The organism is Aeromonas sp. S13(2024), assembly GCF_041402405.1.
GTDB classification, from domain to species: domain Bacteria; phylum Pseudomonadota; class Gammaproteobacteria; order Enterobacterales; family Aeromonadaceae; genus Aeromonas; species Aeromonas veronii.
Map to the genome: position 1 here is coordinate 131,645 of NZ_JBGLRA010000011.1, position 17,457 is coordinate 149,101.

The 17,457-nt window shown below is 58.6% G+C and carries 22 protein-coding genes; 16 read left to right on the forward strand and 6 right to left on the reverse strand.

Features of this window, described 5'->3' with window-relative positions; genetic code table 11:
- Positions 1-9: 9 nt before the first annotated feature.
- The gene (gene gpmM, locus ACB042_RS15030) at positions 10-1,539 is read right to left on the reverse strand and encodes a 2,3-bisphosphoglycerate-independent phosphoglycerate mutase (protein WP_201909269.1); all 1,530 of its coding nucleotides are present in this window, start codon (positions 1,537-1,539) and stop codon (positions 10-12) included.
- 246 nt (positions 1,540-1,785) lie between these two features.
- On the opposite strand from gpmM, the gene ACB042_RS15035 reads away from it, so the two are divergent.
- Genes ACB042_RS15035 through gpsA form a run of 3 tightly spaced genes read left to right on the forward strand, consistent with a single transcriptional unit; the run spans position 1,786 to position 3,745 of the window.
- Positions 1,786-2,217, forward strand: coding sequence for a rhodanese-like domain-containing protein (locus ACB042_RS15035; protein ID WP_005340640.1), 432 nt, complete (start codon positions 1,786-1,788; stop codon positions 2,215-2,217).
- A gap of 50 nt (positions 2,218-2,267) precedes the next feature.
- On the forward strand, positions 2,268-2,738 hold the full coding sequence (secB, locus tag ACB042_RS15040; RefSeq protein ID WP_005340639.1) for a protein-export chaperone SecB: 471 nt from the start codon (positions 2,268-2,270) through the stop codon (positions 2,736-2,738).
- A 2-nt stretch (positions 2,739-2,740) separates the two neighbouring features.
- The gene (gpsA, locus tag ACB042_RS15045; RefSeq protein ID WP_058058785.1) at positions 2,741-3,745 is read left to right on the forward strand and encodes an NAD(P)H-dependent glycerol-3-phosphate dehydrogenase; all 1,005 of its coding nucleotides are present in this window, start codon (positions 2,741-2,743) and stop codon (positions 3,743-3,745) included.
- A 69-nt stretch (positions 3,746-3,814) separates the two neighbouring features.
- Here the strand turns inward: gpsA and nfuA are convergent, their stop codons facing one another.
- Both nfuA and ACB042_RS15055 read right to left on the reverse strand, forming a co-directional pair.
- Positions 3,815-4,393, reverse strand: coding sequence for a Fe-S biogenesis protein NfuA (gene nfuA, locus ACB042_RS15050; protein ID WP_005340636.1), 579 nt, complete (start codon positions 4,391-4,393; stop codon positions 3,815-3,817).
- A gap of 80 nt (positions 4,394-4,473) precedes the next feature.
- Complete coding sequence (locus tag ACB042_RS15055) at positions 4,474-5,202, reverse strand: ComF family protein (RefSeq protein ID WP_371178665.1); 729 nt, start codon at positions 5,200-5,202, stop codon at positions 4,474-4,476.
- 38 nt (positions 5,203-5,240) lie between these two features.
- Between ACB042_RS15055 and bioH the strand changes: the two genes are divergently transcribed.
- From bioH to ACB042_RS15075, 4 genes are all read left to right on the forward strand, one after another.
- A complete protein-coding gene (gene bioH / locus ACB042_RS15060) occupies positions 5,241-6,005 on the forward strand; it encodes a pimeloyl-ACP methyl ester esterase BioH (protein WP_371178666.1) in 765 nt (254 codons plus the stop codon).
- Positions 6,006-6,076: 71 nt separating this feature from the next.
- Positions 6,077-6,310, forward strand: a complete 234-nt coding sequence (locus ACB042_RS15065; RefSeq protein ID WP_005340632.1) for a flagellar basal body rod C-terminal domain-containing protein — start codon at positions 6,077-6,079, stop codon at positions 6,308-6,310.
- Position 6,311: 1 nt separating this feature from the next.
- Positions 6,312-7,079: a putative metalloprotease CJM1_0395 family protein gene (locus ACB042_RS15070; protein WP_167557245.1), complete on the forward strand. Its 768-nt coding sequence runs from the start codon at positions 6,312-6,314 to the stop codon at positions 7,077-7,079.
- A gap of 85 nt (positions 7,080-7,164) precedes the next feature.
- Entirely contained in the window at positions 7,165-7,443 is a 279-nt protein-coding gene (locus ACB042_RS15075) for a hypothetical protein (RefSeq protein ID WP_005340630.1), read from the forward strand.
- Between the two features lie 70 nt (positions 7,444-7,513).
- On the opposite strand, the gene ACB042_RS15080 is transcribed toward ACB042_RS15075, so the two are convergent.
- Positions 7,514-9,823, reverse strand: a complete 2,310-nt coding sequence (locus tag ACB042_RS15080) for a Tex family protein (RefSeq protein WP_371178667.1) — start codon at positions 9,821-9,823, stop codon at positions 7,514-7,516.
- Between the two features lie 191 nt (positions 9,824-10,014).
- A complete protein-coding gene (greB, locus tag ACB042_RS15085; RefSeq protein ID WP_005355349.1) occupies positions 10,015-10,488 on the reverse strand; it encodes a transcription elongation factor GreB in 474 nt (157 codons plus the stop codon).
- A gap of 249 nt (positions 10,489-10,737) precedes the next feature.
- Here greB and ompR point away from each other — a divergent pair, with 249 nt between their 5' ends.
- Both ompR and envZ read left to right on the forward strand, forming a co-directional pair.
- Positions 10,738-11,460, forward strand: coding sequence for a two-component system response regulator OmpR (ompR, locus tag ACB042_RS15090; RefSeq protein WP_005340625.1), 723 nt, complete (start codon positions 10,738-10,740; stop codon positions 11,458-11,460).
- Positions 11,457-12,767 carry a two-component system sensor histidine kinase EnvZ gene (gene envZ, locus ACB042_RS15095; RefSeq protein ID WP_157161774.1) on the forward strand — a complete coding sequence of 437 codons (1,311 nt, stop codon included), beginning with the start codon at positions 11,457-11,459 and terminating at the stop codon, positions 12,765-12,767. Before ompR ends, envZ begins: the two co-directional genes overlap by 4 nt.
- 37 nt (positions 12,768-12,804) lie before the next feature.
- Here envZ and ACB042_RS15100 read toward each other — a convergent pair whose 3' ends face one another.
- Positions 12,805-13,719: a DMT family transporter gene (locus tag ACB042_RS15100; protein ID WP_371178668.1), complete on the reverse strand. Its 915-nt coding sequence runs from the start codon at positions 13,717-13,719 to the stop codon at positions 12,805-12,807.
- 356 nt (positions 13,720-14,075) lie between these two features.
- On the opposite strand from ACB042_RS15100, the gene rpsJ reads away from it, so the two are divergent.
- From rpsJ to rplV, 7 genes are read left to right on the forward strand one after another with little or no spacing between them, the layout of a single operon-like run.
- Positions 14,076-14,387, forward strand: coding sequence for a 30S ribosomal protein S10 (gene rpsJ / locus ACB042_RS15105; protein ID WP_005307944.1), 312 nt, complete (start codon positions 14,076-14,078; stop codon positions 14,385-14,387).
- A gap of 22 nt (positions 14,388-14,409) precedes the next feature.
- Positions 14,410-15,042: a 50S ribosomal protein L3 gene (gene rplC, locus ACB042_RS15110; RefSeq protein ID WP_005340620.1), complete on the forward strand. Its 633-nt coding sequence runs from the start codon at positions 14,410-14,412 to the stop codon at positions 15,040-15,042.
- Between the two features lie 17 nt (positions 15,043-15,059).
- On the forward strand, positions 15,060-15,665 hold the full coding sequence (rplD, locus tag ACB042_RS15115; protein ID WP_005340616.1) for a 50S ribosomal protein L4: 606 nt from the start codon (positions 15,060-15,062) through the stop codon (positions 15,663-15,665).
- On the forward strand, positions 15,662-15,964 hold the full coding sequence (gene rplW, locus ACB042_RS15120; protein ID WP_005307955.1) for a 50S ribosomal protein L23: 303 nt from the start codon (positions 15,662-15,664) through the stop codon (positions 15,962-15,964). The genes rplD and rplW overlap by 4 nt, the downstream gene beginning before the upstream one ends.
- A 15-nt stretch (positions 15,965-15,979) precedes the next feature.
- Positions 15,980-16,801: a 50S ribosomal protein L2 gene (gene rplB, locus ACB042_RS15125; RefSeq protein WP_005340614.1), complete on the forward strand. Its 822-nt coding sequence runs from the start codon at positions 15,980-15,982 to the stop codon at positions 16,799-16,801.
- A 22-nt stretch (positions 16,802-16,823) separates the two neighbouring features.
- A complete protein-coding gene (gene rpsS / locus ACB042_RS15130) occupies positions 16,824-17,102 on the forward strand; it encodes a 30S ribosomal protein S19 (protein WP_005307960.1) in 279 nt (92 codons plus the stop codon).
- Positions 17,103-17,112: 10 nt separating this feature from the next.
- Positions 17,113-17,457 (forward strand): 50S ribosomal protein L22, encoded by a 345-nt coding sequence (rplV, locus tag ACB042_RS15135; protein WP_005319741.1) that lies wholly within the window; start codon positions 17,113-17,115, stop codon positions 17,455-17,457.

Below are 17,457 nucleotides of genomic sequence, written 5' to 3' on the forward strand. Positions count from 1 at the left end.
GGGGAAGGATTATTTCAGAATCATCAGGGGCTTGCCAGTCATTTCCGGCGGCACCGACAGACCCATCAGGGTCAGCATGGTGGGGGCCAGATCGGACAGTTTGCCACCTTCAACTACCTCGGCTTTGCGACCGAAATAGATGAGCGGAACCGGCAGATTGGTGTGGGCGGTGTGGGCCTGACCAGTCTCTTCGTCCAGCATCTTCTCGGCGTTGCCGTGGTCGGCAGTGATCAGGCACTCGCCACCCACTTCGGCCAGCGCGTCGGTGACACGACCGATGCAGTGGTCAACGGCTTCACAAGCTTTGACTGCGGCATCAAACACACCGGTGTGACCAACCATGTCGCCATTCGGGTAGTTACAGATGATGACGTCGTACTTGCCGCTCTTGATGGCCGCAACCAGCTTGTCGGTCAGCTCTTCGGAGCTCATCTCCGGCTGCAGGTCATAGGTCGCCACTTTCGGGCTGGCCACGATCTCGCGATCTTCGCCGGTGAAGCAGGACTCTTCGCCACCGTTGAAGAAGAAGGTGACGTGAGCGTACTTCTCGGTTTCGGAGATGCGCAGCTGGGTCTTGCCCTGCTTGGCCAGCCACTCACCCAGGGTGTTGACCAGAGCGGTCGGCGGGTAGGCACAGGCAGTTTTGATGTCGGCCGCGTATTCGGTCAGCATCACGAAGTTCAGTTTCGGCTCGACTGCACGGGCGAAGCCGGTGAAGTCGGTGTCAACGAAGGCGCGGGTGATTTCACGGGCACGGTCGGCACGGAAGTTCATGAAAATCAGCGCATCGCCATCTTCCATCGGGGCAGCTTCGCCGATGCGGGTCGCCTTGACGAACTCGTCGTTCTCGTCGCGGGCATAGGCGGCAGCCAGTGCTTCGGTGGCGCTATTGGCGGTGAACTCGCCCTTGCCCTGGGTCATCAGGTCATAGGCTTGCTGCACGCGATCCCAGCGGTTGTCACGGTCCATGGCAAAGTAACGACCGATCATGGAGGCGAAACGACCTTTGCCCAGCTTGGCGAACAGGGCGTCGAACAGCTCGATGGAGGACTGGGCGGAGCGCGGCGGAACGTCACGGCCATCCAGGAAGGCGTGCAGATAGATCTTCTCTGCGCCACGCTTGGCAGCCATTTCGATCATGCCCATGATGTGCTCTTCGTGGCTGTGTACGCCACCCGGGGACATCAGACCCATGATGTGAACGGCTTTGCCGTTGGTCACAGCAGCGTCAACAGCCTTGGCCAGCTCGACGTTCTGGAAGAATTCACCGTCCTGGATGTCTTTGGAGATGCGGGTCAGCTCCTGATAGACGATGCGACCGGCACCGATGTTGACGTGGCCCACTTCGGAGTTGCCCATCTGGCCATCCGGCAGACCCACGTCCAGGCCGGAGCCGGAGATCAGGGTGCTGGTGTAGTCACGGGCCAGACGATCGAGGTTGGGAGTCTTGGCGGCAGCGACGGCGTTGTGCTCTTGCTTGGTGCTGTAGCCCCAACCGTCCATGATGACCAGAACCAAAGGTTTCTTAGCTGTTGACATAAGACTATGTCCTCTCGGATTGGAAAAAATGCGGGAAATGAAACTAGCGTAATATTACTACATCTGCCGAAATAGTCACCTGATAGCCAAGGGGCGCTCCCGCTGCCCCGCAAGCCACGCCCTTCCTGCCATGCTCGCTGCCCGTTGATGATGGGAGCCTGCTCGCGCTTTGCCGCCAAGATGGCTGATCTTATCAATACCCCCATGTATACTCGGGCCCTTGTCTTGGTCCCTGGATAGTAGAAGATGCAAGAGTATTTGGATTTTGCGGCCCGTAACCCGCTGCTGACCGCAGCCTGGTTGGGTCTGGCTGGCACTCTGGTTTACACCACTGTGCGTGCCCGTTTGTCCCCGGTAAAAACCGTCAACAACCACACCGCGACCCTGCTGATCAACCGCGAGAATGCCACCGTGGTGGATATTCGCAGTCAGGAAGAGTACGCCAAGGGCCATCTGGCCGGTGCCCAGCACCTGCCGCTGACCCAGATCCAGAGCAATAATCTGGGCCCGGTTGAAAAGCATAAAGATGCCCCCATCATAGTGGTGTGCGAGTCGGGAATGACTGCGGGCGGCGCGGGCCGTCAGCTGAGCAAAGCTGGCTTCAAGCAGGTTTATGTGCTCGGCGGTGGCATGGCCCAATGGCGTGCAGAAAATCTGCCGGTAACCAAGAAACGCTGATTTAAGCAGGGCCTGAGCCCACTTATCCATATAACAAGGAATCAAACGAAATGGCTGACGAGATCAACAACCAGGAAGTACAACCGGAATTTCACATCCAGCGTGTTTACACCAAGGATGTCTCTTTCGAAGCGCCGAACACCCCGCACATCTTCCAGAAAGAGTGGCAGCCGGACGTCAAGCTGGATATGGATACCAAGACCAACATCCTGGCTGAGAACGTGTACGAGGTTGTCCTGACCCTGACCGTAACTTGCAAACTGGAAACCGAAACTGCCTTCCTGTGCGAAGTACAGCAAGCCGGTATCTTCACCATCGGCAACCTGCCGGAGCCGCAACTGGCTCACTGCCTGGCTGCCTTCTGCCCGAACATCCTGTTCCCGTATGCCCGCGAAGCCGTGGCCAACATGGTGAGCAAGGGTTCCTTCCCGCAGCTGAACCTGGCACCGGTCAACTTCGATGCCCTGTTTGCCCAGCACATGGCGCAAGCACAGGCCCAGCAGGCGACTGCGGAAGCCTGATAATGGCTGACCAGATCGCTATCTCGGTCTTGGGGGCGGGGTCTTATGGCTCCGCCCTTGCCATTTCTCTGGCGCGCAATGGTCATCCGACCCTGCTGTGGGGTCACGATCCCGCCCATGTCGCCGAGCTGGAACAAGACCGCTGCAACAAGGCATTTTTGCCTGATGTTCCTTTTCCTGTTGATTTGCAGCTAACTGCGGATCTGCAACGTGCGGTACAAGCGGCTCCCGTGCTGCTGCTGGTCGTGCCGAGCCATGTATTTGGCGATGTACTGACCCGGATCAAACCCTTCCTGCGCCCCGATACCCGTATCGCCTGGGCCACCAAGGGTCTGGAGCCGGACAGTGGCCGCCTGCTGCAGGATGTGGCCCGCGAAGTACTGGGTGACGAGATACCGCTGGCGGTCATCTCCGGCCCCACCTTCGCCAAGGAGCTGGCTGCCGGTCTGCCGACCGCCATCTCGGTCGCTTCGACTCACGATGAGTTCGCCGACGATCTCTCCCATCTGCTGCACTGTGGCCGCTCGTTCCGGGTCTATACCAATCCGGACTTCGTCGGTCTGCAGCTGGGTGGGGCGGTGAAGAACGTCATCGCCATCGGTGCCGGTCTCTCCGACGGGCTCGGGTTTGGCGCCAATGCCAGAACCGCGCTCATCACCCGGGGTTTGGTGGAGATGCAGCGTCTGGGTGCGGCGCTGGGTGCCGATGCCAAAACCTTTATGGGGATGGCGGGGCTCGGGGATCTGGTGCTCACCTGTACCGACAACCAGTCGCGCAACCGTCGCTTCGGGCTGGCCCTCGGGGCTGGCAAGGATGTGAACACCGCCATGACCGAGATCGGTCAGGTGGTGGAGGGGTATCGCAACACCAAAGAGGTGCATCTGCTGGCGGCCCGCTGCGGCGTCGAGATGCCCATCTGCGAGCAGATCTTCAAGGTGCTCTACGAGGGTAAGAACCCGAAAGAGGCGGCCATCGCCCTGCTGTCGCGAGACAAGAAGGACGAGTAATCTGCCGATTGCCCATGCAAAAGGCCCCGCCAGATGGCAGGGCCTTTTCTTTGCTGCAAGGGCTGCAAATCAGTAGTAGGAGTGGTCGCCGCGCTGGTGCTCGGTGGCGTCTTTCACGCCGTTGAGCTCACCCGGGAACTTCTCCAGCAGCTGCTTTTCGATCCCTTCTTTAAGGGTGTAATCGACCATGGAGCAACCGTTGCAACCACCGCCAAACTGCAGGATGGCCAGTTTGTCTTCAGTCAGCTCGACCAAGGTGACCTTGCCACCGTGACCGGCCAGCATAGGGTTCACTTCGGACATCAACACGTACTCGATGCGCTCGATTAGCGGCGCGTCGTCGGCCACTTTACGCATCTTGGCGTTCGGTGCTTTCAGGGTGAGCTGGGAGCCCATCTGATCGGTGACGAAGTCGATGGTGGCATCCACCAGGAAGGGGGCGCTCAGGGGATCGACCATACAGTCGAAGCCGCTGAAGGGCAGGTGTTGATCTTCCGGGTCCACGGCATCGGGCGGGCAATACGATACGCCACACTCGGCATTCTGGGTTCCCGGATTGACCACAAACACCCGGATATTGGTGCCATCAGGCTGTTTTTCCAGCAGTTTACGGAAATGGGCCTGGGCGGCGTCGGAAATGCTGATCATCACTATCCTCATAAACCTGAGTGTACGACTAGGGTATTTATGATAACGCGGTTATTAATGCTTGGGTAGCATGCCGATGGCTACTTGCTGTGCCGCAGGGTACGACAGATCGCCCACACTTCCACCTTTGTGATGCCGCTCTCATGGAGCAAACGGCTGAGCTGACCAGCGGTGGCGCCTGTGGTCACGACGTCATCGAGCAGGGCGACATGGCGATAGTGGTGGGGGCGGATCCGGAATGCCCCGCGCAGATTGCGCCGCCGCTGCCCGGCGCTCAGGGTTGTTTGTTGCGGGGTCGCCTTGATGCGCTGCAACAAAGTGTTGTCGCAGGGAATGTCGGTGAACTCGCCAAGGGCTTGCGCGATCTCCTCCGCCTGATTGAACCCTCGCCGCCACTGCCGCCACCAGTGCAGGGGAACCGGAATGATCGCCTCCGGCGGCTCGCGGCCATCCAGATGATCGGCCAAGAGGCGTGCCAGTAGCGGCGCCAGAAGGATCTGGCCGGAATATTTGAGCCGGGGGATCAGCATGGGGTAGGGAGCCAGGTAGTCGCCGATCACCTGCAACCGCTCCCAAGGGGGAGGCCTGCGCTGGCAGCGACCACAGACCGGTGTGCTCTCTTCTATATAGTCAGCCAGCGGTGCGGCGCAGAGGTGGCATCTCGGCTGTGACTGGTGCAGCGCCTGCCGACACCAGCTGCAGAGCAGGGGCTCGTTGTCGCAAGGCTGATGACAGAGCAGGCAACTCCCTTGCCAGTCGCCGTGGCTGGCGAGCAGCGGGCTTGCTTTAGCGAGCAGTCGCTTTAACATGCTGACCCCAAGAGCATGAACAGGGATCTTGAGTCTAGATGAGCATATCTGTAGAGCAGTTTGGCCAGGGGCCCGATCTGGTGTTGTTGCACGGGTGGGGGATGAACGGTGCGGTCTGGCATGGTGTTGCCCAACAGTTGGCGTCCCACTATCGGGTTCATCTGGTGGATTTGCCCGGCTTTGGCAACAGCCCGCTGGCAGACGAGGTGGATTACAGCCTGACCTGGCTTGCCGAGCAGGTGGCCGCCATCTTGCCGCAGAAGTGCCATCTGCTTGGCTGGTCGCTCGGCGGTCTGGTGGCAAGCCAGTTGGCGCTGACTCATCCCGATCGGTTGCACTCCCTGATCACGGTAGCCAGCTCTCCCTGCTTTATGGCGCGGGACGAGTGGCCCGGCATTGCCCCCAAGGTACTGACCGGCTTCAACCAGATGCTGGCGGGGGATTTTCGCCAGACCATAGAGCGCTTTCTGGCGATCCAGGCCATGGGCAGTGAACACGCTCGGGACGATATCCGTCAGTTGCGCCACTGGCTGGCCGAGCGCCCGGCTCCCCAGTTTGCCGCTCTCGAGGCCGGGCTGACGCTGTTGGCCGAGATTGACCTGCGCGAACCGCTGCGGGAGCTGGATCTGCCCTGGTTGCGGATCTATGGCCGACTGGATTCATTGGTACCCAAGGCGGCCATTCCCCTGCTGGATGATCTCTACCCTGCCAGCCGCAGCGTGACTCTCAATAAGGCCTCACACGCACCTTTTATCTCCCATCCTGACGAATTCATTGAAATCGTTCGAGATTTTGTTGGCTAAAAAACAGCCTGCAAGCTTCATTAATCCTCTGGTCTGGCGGATAATTAAGCTGTGACCAGAGGAGTAACACCATGCGTATTGATTCTGCTTTCAACAGCGGGGTACAGGGATTTCAGCGAGCCGAGCAGATTGCCGACAAGGCATCCAATCAGATCGCCCGCCTCAACACCCCCAGCGGGGATCAGGTGCAAGTGACCGATGAGCTCGTCAATCTCAAGGTGGCCGAGCAGCAGGCTGGTGCTTCCGCCAAGGTAGTGCAGACCGCCAGCGATATGATGGGAACCCTGATCGACATCCGGGTGTGAGATGAACATCAATGTCAGTCTGCCTCCCCTTATCCCGACACAGCTGCAACCCCAGGTGGAAGCGGCGAGGACGGATAATCGCCGGGCAGAACTGATCCCGCAGGCCCGTGCGGGCCAAGCCTCCGTTGCCGAATCTGAAGTCGGCTCCCAGAAAGAGAAATCCAAAGCCGGTCAGGCCTCCAGCAATCAGAGCTCCCAGAACAGCCGTGAAACCGGGCAATTAGCCCCGACGACACTGCCAGACAATCGCTTTGTCGAGGCCACCGGCGAGGATGGGCAGCGCAAGCAGCAAGATCCTAAACAGCAGGAGCAGCAACAGCGGCAAGAGCAGCAGGTTCAGGATCTTGTCGAGCGTGACAAGGAGGTGCGTACTCACGAGCAGGCTCACCAGTCTGCGGGTGGAGAATACGCCAGCTCGCCCACCTATCAGTTTACGCAAGGGCCGGATGGCAAGCGTTATGCGACGGGTGGCGAAGTCCAGATCGATACCAGTGTCGTACCCGGTGACCCTGCCGCTACCATCGCCAAGATGCAGCAGATCCGCGCTGCAGCGCTGGCGCCCGCCGAGCCTTCCGCGCAGGACTTGGCCGTCGCGCGCAGCGCCGCTGCGAGTGAGGCCAAGGCGCGCAAAGAGCTGATGGCCGAGCAGAGCGCGAAATCGGGCGGTGTGCTGAGTGCCTATATGGACAAGCGCAACAGCGTTATCGCGGGCCACTATCGACAGGCTGTCAGCCCGGCCTCTACCCAGTCCCTCAGTCTGCATATCTGAATCACCCTCGCCAAACTTTCAGCTGCTTTGCCTGTTTTGCAACTAACCTGAAGATCAGGCCCATTCCAATTTCACAGGAGCTGTCATGCATTTCGATGAAGTCAAAGCGGAAGATTTCACCACCTTCTCCCGTGTACCGCCTCCCCACCTGCAGATGGAGCAGTTTCTGATGCAGCTCGGGGGAGGGGGAACTGAAGGAACCAGTTTCAAGAAGAAAGTGATGCTGGCGGCTGGCTGGAGCCACACCGGCGTCGTCTCTTACGGCAAATATCCGCAAGAGGCCTGCAAGGCATTCAACCGACTGCGGGAAGTGCTAGCCCAGCATGGAGAGCCCGAGAGCATTCTTGCTGCCCTGGCGCAGTGATCCTGAGCTTCGCGCGTAAAAAAGCCCCTTGTGGGGCTTTTTGCATTCAGAGGACTTCTGGAAGGCTTCGCTACTTTTTCGCTTTGGAGAGCGCTGCCGCGAAGGCGTTGCCCATGGCACCACCCATAGGGGGGCTTTGCCGCGGCTCATTTCTTGGCTTGGTGTTGCCGGCACTGCTGTTGCGCGCTTCAGCCGGCTTGCGGGAAGCTTGTCCTGCTTTCTCGTCGAGGCGCATGGTCAGGCTGATCCGCTTGCGCGGGGCGTCCACTTCCAGCACCTTGACCCGCACAATGTCGCCCGCCTTGACCACCTCACGGGGATCCTTGACGAAACGGTCGGTCAGGGAGGAGATGTGCACCAGACCGTCCTGATGAACACCGATATCGACGAAGGCGCCGAAGTTGGTGACGTTGGTGACCACGCCTTCCAGTACCATCTCGGGTACCAGGTCGCTGATCTGCTCCACACCTTCCTTGAAGGTCGCGGTTTTGAACTCGGGGCGCGGGTCGCGGCCCGGCTTGTCCAGCTCGCCGATGATGTCGGTGACGGTAGGTACGCCGAATTGCTCATCGGTATAGTCGGCCGGTTTCAGGCTGCGCAGCAGGCTGCTGTTGCCGAGCAGGCTCTCCACGGTCTGCTCCAGCTTGGCGAGGATCCGCTCCACCACCGGATAGGACTCCGGGTGTACCGCCGAGCTGTCGAGGGGATTGCTGCCGCCGCGAATGCGCAGGAAGCCGGCGCACTGTTCGAAGGCTTTGGGGCCGAGTCGGCTCACTTTCAGCAACTGCTGACGGCTCTTGAAAGCGCCGTGCTCATCCCGATAGGCGACGATGTTCTGGGCCAACGTCTGGGAGAGGCCGGAAACCCGGTTGAGCAGGGCGACCGAGGCGGTATTCACATCCACACCGACCGCGTTCACGCAATCCTCGACCACCGCATCCAGCCGGCGGGCCAGTTGGCTCTGGCCGACGTCGTGCTGATACTGACCTACCCCGATACTCTTGGGGTCGATCTTGACCAACTCGGCCAACGGGTCTTGCAGGCGGCGGGCGATGGAGACGGCGCCACGGATCGAGACGTCGAGATCCGGGAACTCCTGAGAGGCAAGCTCGGAGGCGGAGTAGACCGAGGCCCCCGCTTCGCTCACGACTATCTTCTGCGCCTTGGCGGCGGGGTAGCGCTCGAACAGGTCGCTGACCAGCCGGTCGGTCTCCCGCGAGGCGGTGCCGTTGCCGATGCTGATGAGCTCGACCTTGTGCTTCTGGCACAACTCGCTCAGGGTCTTGAGGCTCTGATCAATCTGGCGTTTTGGTTCGAATGGATAGATGGTGGCGTGATCGACCAGTTTGCCGGTGGCATCCACCACGGCAACCTTGACCCCGGTGCGGATGCCCGGATCCAGCCCCATGGTGCAGCGCATGCCGGCCGGGGCCGCCATCAGCAGATCCTTGAGGTTCATGGCGAACACCTTGATTGCCTCCTCCTCTGCCGACTCGCGGATGCGGCCGATCAGCTCGGTCTCCATCTGAAGCGACAACTTGATCTTCCAGGTCCAGCTCACCACCCCTTGCAGCCATTTGTCGGCCGGGCGGTTCTGCAGATTGAGCTTGAGGTGGTGGGCAATGATCCCTTCGCAGGGGCTGGCACTCTCATCGTCACCGGTGACCAGCGCCAGATTGAGAATCCCTTCATTGCGGCCGCGCAGCATGGCCAGCACCCGGTGGGAGGGGGCCTTGTGCAGGGGTTCGTCGTGTTCGAAATAGTCCTTGAACTTGGCCCCTTCCTGCTCCTTGCCTGCCACCACGCGGGCGCGCAGGGTGGCATTCTGCCACAGGTAGTCGCGCAACTTCTCCAGCAGGTCGGCCTGCTCGGCGAAGCGCTCCATCAGGATATAGCGGGCGCCGTCGAGGGCAGCCTTGCTGTCGGCAATGCCCTGTTCGGGATTGAGGAAGGTGGCTGCAGCTAGCTCGGGATCCTGCATCGGGTCGCTGAGCAGCAGGTTGGCAAGTGGCTCCAACCCGGCTTCGATCGCCATCTGCCCCTTGGTGCGGCGCTTGGGCTTGTAGGGGAGGTAGAGATCTTCCAGTCGGGTCTTGCTGTCGGCGCCATTCAATTCGCGCATCAGCTCGGGGGTCAGCTTGCCCTGCTCTTCGATGGAGCGAATGATCACCTGACGGCGATCTTCCAGTTCACGCAGATAGCCGAGGCGGCTCTCCAGAGTACGTAGTTGGCTGTCGTCCAGACCGCCGGTCACCTCTTTACGGTAACGGGCGATAAAGGGCACGGTCGAGCCTTCATCCAGCAGGCGCACTGCGGCCTGCACCTGCTCCGGGCGAGCATTGAGCTCACCGGCAATCTGTCTCTCTATGGTTTGCATCATGATGTTGTTGAGGGCCTCTGTGGTCGAGTCCGCGCCATCAGGCGCCAAGTGTGAGCACTATATGGGGTCGTGTTGCGGGATGCCACCCTGCGCCGGGGTCTGCACCAGTCAGACTGATAAAGTCGCAGGGGAGGGCGTTTATCTTGCCATTGCACCTGTGACTCAGGATGTGCCTGTGGCAAGCAGTCCGGCTATTTGGGGTAGCTGATCTCGTTGATATACCAGCAGACGTCACCAACTGGCGTACGGACGATGGCCTCATCACCGACCTCTTTCTTGAGCAGGGCGCGGGCCATGGGGGAGTCGATGGAGATGTAATCCTTGCGCTCGAAGATCTCGTCATAGCCGACGATGCGAAAGCGCTTGGTCTCACCCTCTTCGTTTTCCACCTCGACCCAGGCGCCGAAGAAGACCTTGCCCTCCTGCGCGGGGGCATAGTCGACGATCCCCAGCTCTTCGAGGCATTTGCGCAGGTAACGCACCCGCCGATCGATCTCCCGCAGCCGCTTCTTGTTGTACTGGTAGTCGGCATTTTCGCTGCGATCCCCCAGGCTGGCGGCCCATGCCACCTTCCTGGTGACCTCGGGGCGCTCCTGACGCCAGAGAAAATCGAGTTCTTCTTTCAGCTTGTTGTAGCCTTCGCGGGTGATCAGCTTTGTCTTCATGGTGATGCGGACCTGGTCAAAGAGGGGTATTCATCGCTAACTGCTCGGGAATATTAGCTTTTGTCCTCTTGCTGTCGAGGGAAATCGTGATGGCTCGGCTGGCGCCATTCAGGGAGTAGCTGGCCAGCGCAGTGACTTGATGGCCGTCACGCTCTCGGGATGGGTAATAACCGGTAACATATTTGTGCTTTGCTCCCGCTATATCCCCCCCTAGTATTGGGGGCAGCTAAAGAATGAAGAGGCAAAGCAATGAGTCAGCAGCAATACAAGGTCCTGGTCGTGGACGATGACCTGAAATTACGTTCCCTGTTGGAACGCTATCTCACCGAGCAGGGATTCGTAGTGCGCGGCGTGGCCAATGGCGAGCAGGCCGATCGCTTGCTGACTCGTGAAAATTTCAGCCTGATGGTGCTCGATCTGATGTTGCCGGGGGAGGATGGGCTCTCCATCTGCCGCCGTCTGCGGGAAGCGGGCAACCAGATCCCTGTTCTGATGCTCACCGCCAAGGGGGATGAAGTGGATCGCATCGTCGGGCTCGAGATGGGGGCCGATGACTATCTGCCCAAGCCGTTCAACCCCCGCGAACTGCTGGCGCGGATCCGTGCCGTGCTGCGCCGCCATACCGTCGAGCTGCCGGGGGCACCCTCGGCTGCAGAGAAGGTGGTCAACTTCGGGGCTTTCCAGCTCAATCTGGCGACCCGCGAGCTGAGCCGGGATGGTGAGCCGATGGCGCTCACCAGTGGTGAATTTGCGGTGCTCAAGGTACTGGTCAGCCATCCGCGCGAGCCGCTTTCCCGCGACAAGTTGATGAATCTGGCACGTGGCCGCGAATATACCGCCACCGAGCGCAGTATCGACGTACAGGTCTCTCGTCTGCGCCGCCTGCTGGAGCAGGATCCGGCCCAGCCCCGCTACCTGCAGACCGTCTGGGGTCTGGGGTATGTGTTCGTGCCAGATGGTGACGGTGCATGAAAAAGGTCGGCAGCATGTTCTCACGCATGCTCTGGTTTCTGGCCGCCGTTCTGGTGGTCTATCAAGCGGTCTCCTACGTCACCTTTTACAACTATCTGCTGGCGCCAACCGTCAAGCAGATCAGTCACTTGCTGGCCAATCAGGTCAAGCTGATCTTTCCGGTCAACACTGAACAACTGGCGCTGAGCGAAGATGCCGAGGCGCTGGTCTATGTGACAACCGGTACCGACATCTATACCCAGAGCGAGGCGGTGCAGCATGGCTTCAACGAGGCCAAGCCGTACCCCTATCTGGAGGAGAACATCAGCCGCGAACTGGGTGGCCCGGCCAAGGTGCGGGTCGAGATCCAGGATCACTACATCATCTGGATCCAGCCGCCGCAGGCCAGCAAAATCTGGGTGCGGATCCCGCTGACCGAGATTGAAGATGACGATATCGAACCCCTCATCATCTATCTGAGCGTGCTGCTGGTGATCACCCTGTTTGCGGCCTGGCGCTTTGCCCGGCAGCTGGTGCGCCCGCTCGAGGATCTCGAGGCTGGTGCCGTTGCTGTTGCCAGGGGCCATTTCCCCGAGGCGCTGGGGGAGCTGGGATCACGGGAAGTGCGGCGACTGACACGCACCTTCAACCATATGTCGCACTCCATCAAGAGCCTGATCGAAGAGCGTAACTTGATGATGGCGGGGGTTTCCCACGATCTGCGTACCCCGCTGACCCGCATCCGGCTGGCGACCGAGATGATGTCCTCCGGTGACGAGTACCTCAAGGAGAGCATCAACGCCGACATCGATGAGTCCAATGCCATCATCGATCAGTTCATCGATTACATCCGCCCGGATGAAGGCCAGGATCTGGAGCCGATCGACCTGACCCAGCTGGTGCACGATACCTTGCTGATCTACTCGGAGCAGGGATTGGAAGTTGATCTGGCGCTGCCGCAAGAGGCGGTGCGGGTGGCCTGCAATCCGGTCAGCATCCGGCGGGTGTTGAACAACCTCTCAAGCAACTCACTGCGTTATGGGGCGAGCCGCTTGCATGCCGAGTTGAAGGACGACGGGCACTGGGTGCGCCTGCGCCTTTCCGATGATGGCCCCGGCATTCCGGAGCAGGACTACTCCCGGGTGCTCAAGCCGTTTACTCAGGGTAATGTGGCGCGGACCGTTGGCGGCAGTGGCTTGGGGTTGGCTATCGTGGCCAAGATAGTCGCCCAGCACCACGGCACTATCCGGTTGGGAAGCTCGGATCTCGGCGGCTTGTTGGTCGAGATGCGGCTGCCGAAACATCAGCCACAGGAGTGGATGGATTGAGAGAAGGGCGTATCCGTGGATACGCCCTTCTGCATGGTCAGCTCTTGGTTTCGACTGATGCACGATAGCGTTTGCCGTACCTGAGCTGCTGGATCAGCAGGGCGGCAACGATGAGCGCCAACCCGATGGGGGTGGCCGGATGGATGGCTTCGCCGATCAGCAGATTGAGCAGCACCAGTGAGGCAAACGGCGAGATAAAGATGAGGTTGCTGATGGGGGCCGTGTTGGTGGCATGGCGCAGCGCCATCAGCCAGAGCACGAAACCGAAGCCCATTTCGAACAGTCCCACATAGATGGCACCAGCCCATCCCTGCCAGGCGGTCATGGCAAAATCGGAGAGCAACCAGGTCGCCACGACGATAAAAGGCAGGCTGATCATAAAGCCGAGCAACAGGCTGACAATGGGATCGCCCTGATTGCGGGTGTTGAGGATCCAGTAGCTGGCCCAGATGAGGGTCGAGACCAGCGCCAGCGTCACGCCGAGGGGGCTGTCGAACTGGAGGCCGGATACATCCCCTCTGGTGGCGATCACCAGCGCGCCAAAATACCCCAGCACGATAGCGACGCCATCACGCCGACGCAGCTTCTGGCCGAGGAAGGGGACGGCCAGCAGACTGAGGGTAATGGCCCAGGTGTAGTTGAGGGTCTGTGCCTGCTGGGCAGGCAGCAGATCATAGGCTTTGAACAGCAACAGGTAATAGACAAAGGGATTCAGCACGCCCAGAGTCAGATAGTAGAAAGGGCGGGCCTTGATGTAGCTCCCCAGCAGCGGCAGTTTGCCCTGTTTGGCGACGACGGCTGTCAGCGTGAGAGTCGAGGTGAAGGCGGCCACAAGTAACAGTTGCACAGGTTCGAAATAGGCGAGGGAGATCTTGAAGGCAGTGGCGACCGTCGACCAGAGGGCAACGGCGCAAAGGCCATACTGATAGGCTTTCTTTTGATCTTTGAGCATGGGATGTCGTTCCACTGAGAGAGGCAAGCGCACAGTCTACCAGTCTGCTTGTAACATTGTCGTTACCTTGGTGTCGGCAGCAGAGTGTGTTGCCGCAGGCGAGATCCATCTGTCACATAAAACTGCGCATAATCTGTTCGTTCTCCCTTGCGCAAATTTGAAAAATCCGTATAATCCCCTCCGCTTACCCATGAGGTAAGCCAGACGATATGTCTGCTGCTGAGTTTCCTGTTTACAGGAGCCAGCCATACAGTCCCCCCGATATGGGGGGAAACGTGAAAAATCACACCTCTGGCGGGAGTAATCTCGGTCGGGCGGTGTTGATTTATGTTCTTTTATCTATTGGAGCTCTGTCAATGCAGAACCAAAGAATCCGTATCCGCCTGAAGGCTTTTGATCATCGCCTGATTGATCAATCCACTGCGGAAATCGTTGAAACTGCTAAGCGCACTGGCGCGCAGGTTCGCGGTCCTATTCCGCTGCCGACTCGCAAAGAGCGCTTCACCGTCCTGATCTCCCCGCACGTCAACAAAGATGCGCGTGATCAGTACGAGATCCGCACTCACAAGCGTCTGGTAGACATCGTTGAGCCGACTGACAAGACCGTAGACGCCCTGATGCGTCTGGATCTGGCAGCTGGTGTAGACGTCCAGATCAGCCTGGGTTAATTACGGAAAGAGGTTGATAACAATGACAATCGGTCTTGTAGGTCGCAAAGTGGGTATGACTCGCATCTTCACTGAAGATGGCGTTTCTATCCCGGTGACTGTTATCGAAGTTGAAGCTAACCGTGTAACTCAGGTCAAATCTGTAGAAACCGACGGCTACAACGCTATTCAGGTTACCACTGGCGCCAAGAAAGCCAGCCGTGTGACCAAGCCGGAAGCTGGCCACTTCGCCAAAGCTGGTGTAGAAGCCGGTCGCGGTCTGTGGGAATTCCGCCTGAACAACGGTGAAACTTTCACTGTTGGTAGCGAGCTGAAAGTAGATCTTCTCGCTGACGTTAAGCTGGTAGACGTTACCGGCACATCCAAAGGTAAGGGCTTTGCTGGTACTGTTAAGCGCCACAACTTCCGCACCCAGGATATGACCCACGGTAACTCCTTGTCTCACCGCGTTCCGGGTTCTATCGGTCAGAACCAGACTCCGGGTCGTGTATTCAAGGGCAAAAAGATGGCTGGTCACATGGGTGCTGAGCGTGTAACGACTCAGAACCTGGAACTGGTTCGTGTTGACGCTGAACGCAACCTGCTGCTCATCAAAGGTGCAGTACCGGGTGCAACCAACGGCAACGTGATCGTCAAACCTGCCGTCAAAGCGTAACGTCTGAGGAGATAGTAATGGAATTGGTAATGAAAGACGCCAAGAGCGCTCTTGAAGTTTCCGAGACTACCTTCGGGCGCGAATTCAACGAAGCTCTGGTTCACCAGGTCGTCGTTGCATATGCCGCTGGTGCCCGTCAGGGTACTCGTGCGCAGCTGACTCGCTCTGAAGTGTCTGGTGGCGGCAAAAAGCCGTGGCGTCAGAAGGGTACTGGTCGTGCCCGTGCTGGCTCCATCCGTTCGCCCATCTGGCGTTCCGGTGGTGTGACTTTTGCTGCTAAGCCGCAAGATCACAGCCAGAAAGTAAACAAGAAGATGTACCGCGGCGCTATCCGTAGCATTCTGTCCGAGCTGGTACGTCAAGAGCGCCTGATCGTTGTTGAGAAGTTCGGCATCGAAGCTCCGAAGACCAAAGAACTGATCGCCAAGCTGAAAGAAATGGAACTGACTGACGTTCTGATCGTGACTGCTGAAGTCGATGAGAACCTGTTCCTGGCTGCTCGCAACCTGTACAAAGTTGACGTGCGTGACGTTGCCGGTATCGACCCGGTCAGCCTGATCGCTTTCGACAAGGTTCTGATGACTGCTGACGCAGTTAAGCAAATCGAGGAGATGCTGGCATGATCCGTGAAGAGCGTCTGCTGAAAGTTCTGAAGGCTCCGCACATCTCTGAAAAGAGCACCATGGTTGCAGAAAAGCAGAACACTATCGTGTTCAAAGTTGCTGTTGATGCTACCAAGGCGGAAGTCAAAGCTGCAGTTGCGAAACTGTTCGAGGTCGAAGTTGAGACCGTCCGTACCCTGAACATGAAGGGTAAGACCAAGCGCGCAGGTGCACGCGTAGGCCGTCGTTCCGATTGGAAAAAGGCTTATGTGACCCTGAAAGCTGGTCAGGACATCGACTTCATGGGCGCAGCCGAGTAAGAGGAGTTCTCAAAAATGGCAATCGTTAAGTGCAAGCCTACTTCTCCGGGCCGCCGCCACGTCGTCAAGATCGTCAATCAAGAGCTGTACAAGGGCAAGCCCTTCGCCGCTCTGCTGGACAGCAAAAGCAAGTCCGGTGGTCGTAACAACAACGGCCGTATCACTACCCGTCATATCGGTGGTGGTCACAAGCAGCACTACCGTATCGTCGACTTCAAGCGCGACAAAGACGGTATCCCGGCTAAAGTAGAGCGCTTGGAATACGATCCGAACCGTACCGCTAACATCGCTCTGGTGTTGTATGCAGACGGTGAGCGTCGTTACATCCTGGCTCCGAAAGGCCTGAAAGCTGGTGACGCGATCGCTTCTGGTGCTGATGCAGCCATCAAGGTAGGTAACGCCCTGCCGATGCGCAACATCCCGGTTGGTTCTACCGTTCACGCTGTAGAGATGAAGCCTGGTAAAGGTGCCCAGCTGGCTCGTTCCGCTGGTACTTTCATCCAGATCCTGGCTCGTGAAGGTAACTATGTAACTCTGCGTCTGCGTTCCGGCGAAGTACGTAAAGTTCTGGCCGAGTGCCGCGCTACCATCGGTGAAGTCGGTAACTCCGAGCACATGTTGCGTCAACTGGGTAAAGCCGGTGCAAACCGCTGGCGTGGTATTCGTCCGACCGTTCGCGGTATGGCGATGAACCCGGTTGACCACCCGCACGGTGGTGGTGAGGGTCGTAACAAGGGCATGCAGCCTGTGTCCCCATGGGGCCAGAAGGCTAAAGGCTTCAAGACCCGTAAGAACAAGCGTACCGACAAGTACATCGTACGTCGTCGTAACAAGTAATTGTTAACATAGAGGAATCACCATGCCACGTTCTCTCAAGAAGGGTCCATTTATTGACCTGCACTTGCTGAAGAAGGTAGAGAAAGCGGTGGAAAGCGGGGATAAAAAGCCGGTTAAAACCTGGTCCCGTCGTTCAATGATCATCCCGAACATGATCGGTTTGACCATCGCTGTCCATAATGGTCGTCAGCACGTTCCGGTTTTCGTTACCGAAGAAATGATCGGTCACAAACTGGGTGAATTCGCACCGACTCGTACTTATCGCGGCCATGCTGCTGATAAGAAGGCTAAGAAGCGCTAAGGGATAAATGATGGAAGCTATCGCTAAACACCGTTATGCCCGTACTTCTGCCCAGAAAGCTCGTCTGGTAGCCGATCAAGTACGTGGTCTGTCCGTAGACAAGGCTCTGAATATCCTGACCTTCAGCCCGAAAAAGGCTGCAGTGCTGGTTAAGAAAGTGCTGGAATCTGCCATTGCAAACGCTGAGCACAACGAAGGCGCCGATATCGACGCGCTGCGTGTTGCTACTATCATGGTCGACGAAGGTCCCTCCATGAAGCGCATCCGTCCGCGTGCCAAAGGTCGTGCGGATCGTATCCTCAAGCGTACCGCTCACATCACTGTAGTGGTATCCGACGCTAAGGCTGGGAGATAA

Bases quoted from the DNA above. Each gene is read 5' to 3' on its own strand.
- envZ (WP_157161774.1), top strand. From the start codon at position 11,457: ATGAAAAAGGTCGGCAGCATGTTCTCACGCATGCTCTGGTTTCTGGCC.
- gpsA (WP_058058785.1), top strand. From the start codon at position 2,741: ATGGCTGACCAGATCGCTATCTCGGTCTTGGGGGCGGGGTCTTATGGC.
- rpsJ (WP_005307944.1), top strand. From the start codon at position 14,076: ATGCAGAACCAAAGAATCCGTATCCGCCTGAAGGCTTTTGATCATCGC.
- ACB042_RS15065 (WP_005340632.1), top strand. From the start codon at position 6,077: ATGCGTATTGATTCTGCTTTCAACAGCGGGGTACAGGGATTTCAGCGA.
- nfuA (WP_005340636.1), bottom strand. From the start codon at position 4,393: ATGATCAGCATTTCCGACGCCGCCCAGGCCCATTTCCGTAAACTGCTG.
- greB (WP_005355349.1), bottom strand. From the start codon at position 10,488: ATGAAGACAAAGCTGATCACCCGCGAAGGCTACAACAAGCTGAAAGAA.
- rplV (WP_005319741.1), top strand. From the start codon at position 17,113: ATGGAAGCTATCGCTAAACACCGTTATGCCCGTACTTCTGCCCAGAAA.
- ACB042_RS15100 (WP_371178668.1), bottom strand. From the start codon at position 13,719: ATGCTCAAAGATCAAAAGAAAGCCTATCAGTATGGCCTTTGCGCCGTT.
- ompR (WP_005340625.1), top strand. From the start codon at position 10,738: ATGAGTCAGCAGCAATACAAGGTCCTGGTCGTGGACGATGACCTGAAA.
- rplW (WP_005307955.1), top strand. From the start codon at position 15,662: ATGATCCGTGAAGAGCGTCTGCTGAAAGTTCTGAAGGCTCCGCACATC.
- secB (WP_005340639.1), top strand. From the start codon at position 2,268: ATGGCTGACGAGATCAACAACCAGGAAGTACAACCGGAATTTCACATC.
- ACB042_RS15035 (WP_005340640.1), top strand. From the start codon at position 1,786: ATGCAAGAGTATTTGGATTTTGCGGCCCGTAACCCGCTGCTGACCGCA.
- ACB042_RS15075 (WP_005340630.1), top strand. From the start codon at position 7,165: ATGCATTTCGATGAAGTCAAAGCGGAAGATTTCACCACCTTCTCCCGT.
- ACB042_RS15080 (WP_371178667.1), bottom strand. From the start codon at position 9,823: ATGATGCAAACCATAGAGAGACAGATTGCCGGTGAGCTCAATGCTCGC.
- rpsS (WP_005307960.1), top strand. From the start codon at position 16,824: ATGCCACGTTCTCTCAAGAAGGGTCCATTTATTGACCTGCACTTGCTG.
- bioH (WP_371178666.1), top strand. From the start codon at position 5,241: ATGAGCATATCTGTAGAGCAGTTTGGCCAGGGGCCCGATCTGGTGTTG.
- gpmM (WP_201909269.1), bottom strand. From the start codon at position 1,539: ATGTCAACAGCTAAGAAACCTTTGGTTCTGGTCATCATGGACGGTTGG.
- ACB042_RS15055 (WP_371178665.1), bottom strand. From the start codon at position 5,202: ATGTTAAAGCGACTGCTCGCTAAAGCAAGCCCGCTGCTCGCCAGCCAC.
- rplB (WP_005340614.1), top strand. From the start codon at position 15,980: ATGGCAATCGTTAAGTGCAAGCCTACTTCTCCGGGCCGCCGCCACGTC.
- rplD (WP_005340616.1), top strand. From the start codon at position 15,060: ATGGAATTGGTAATGAAAGACGCCAAGAGCGCTCTTGAAGTTTCCGAG.
- rplC (WP_005340620.1), top strand. From the start codon at position 14,410: ATGACAATCGGTCTTGTAGGTCGCAAAGTGGGTATGACTCGCATCTTC.
- ACB042_RS15070 (WP_167557245.1), top strand. From the start codon at position 6,312: ATGAACATCAATGTCAGTCTGCCTCCCCTTATCCCGACACAGCTGCAA.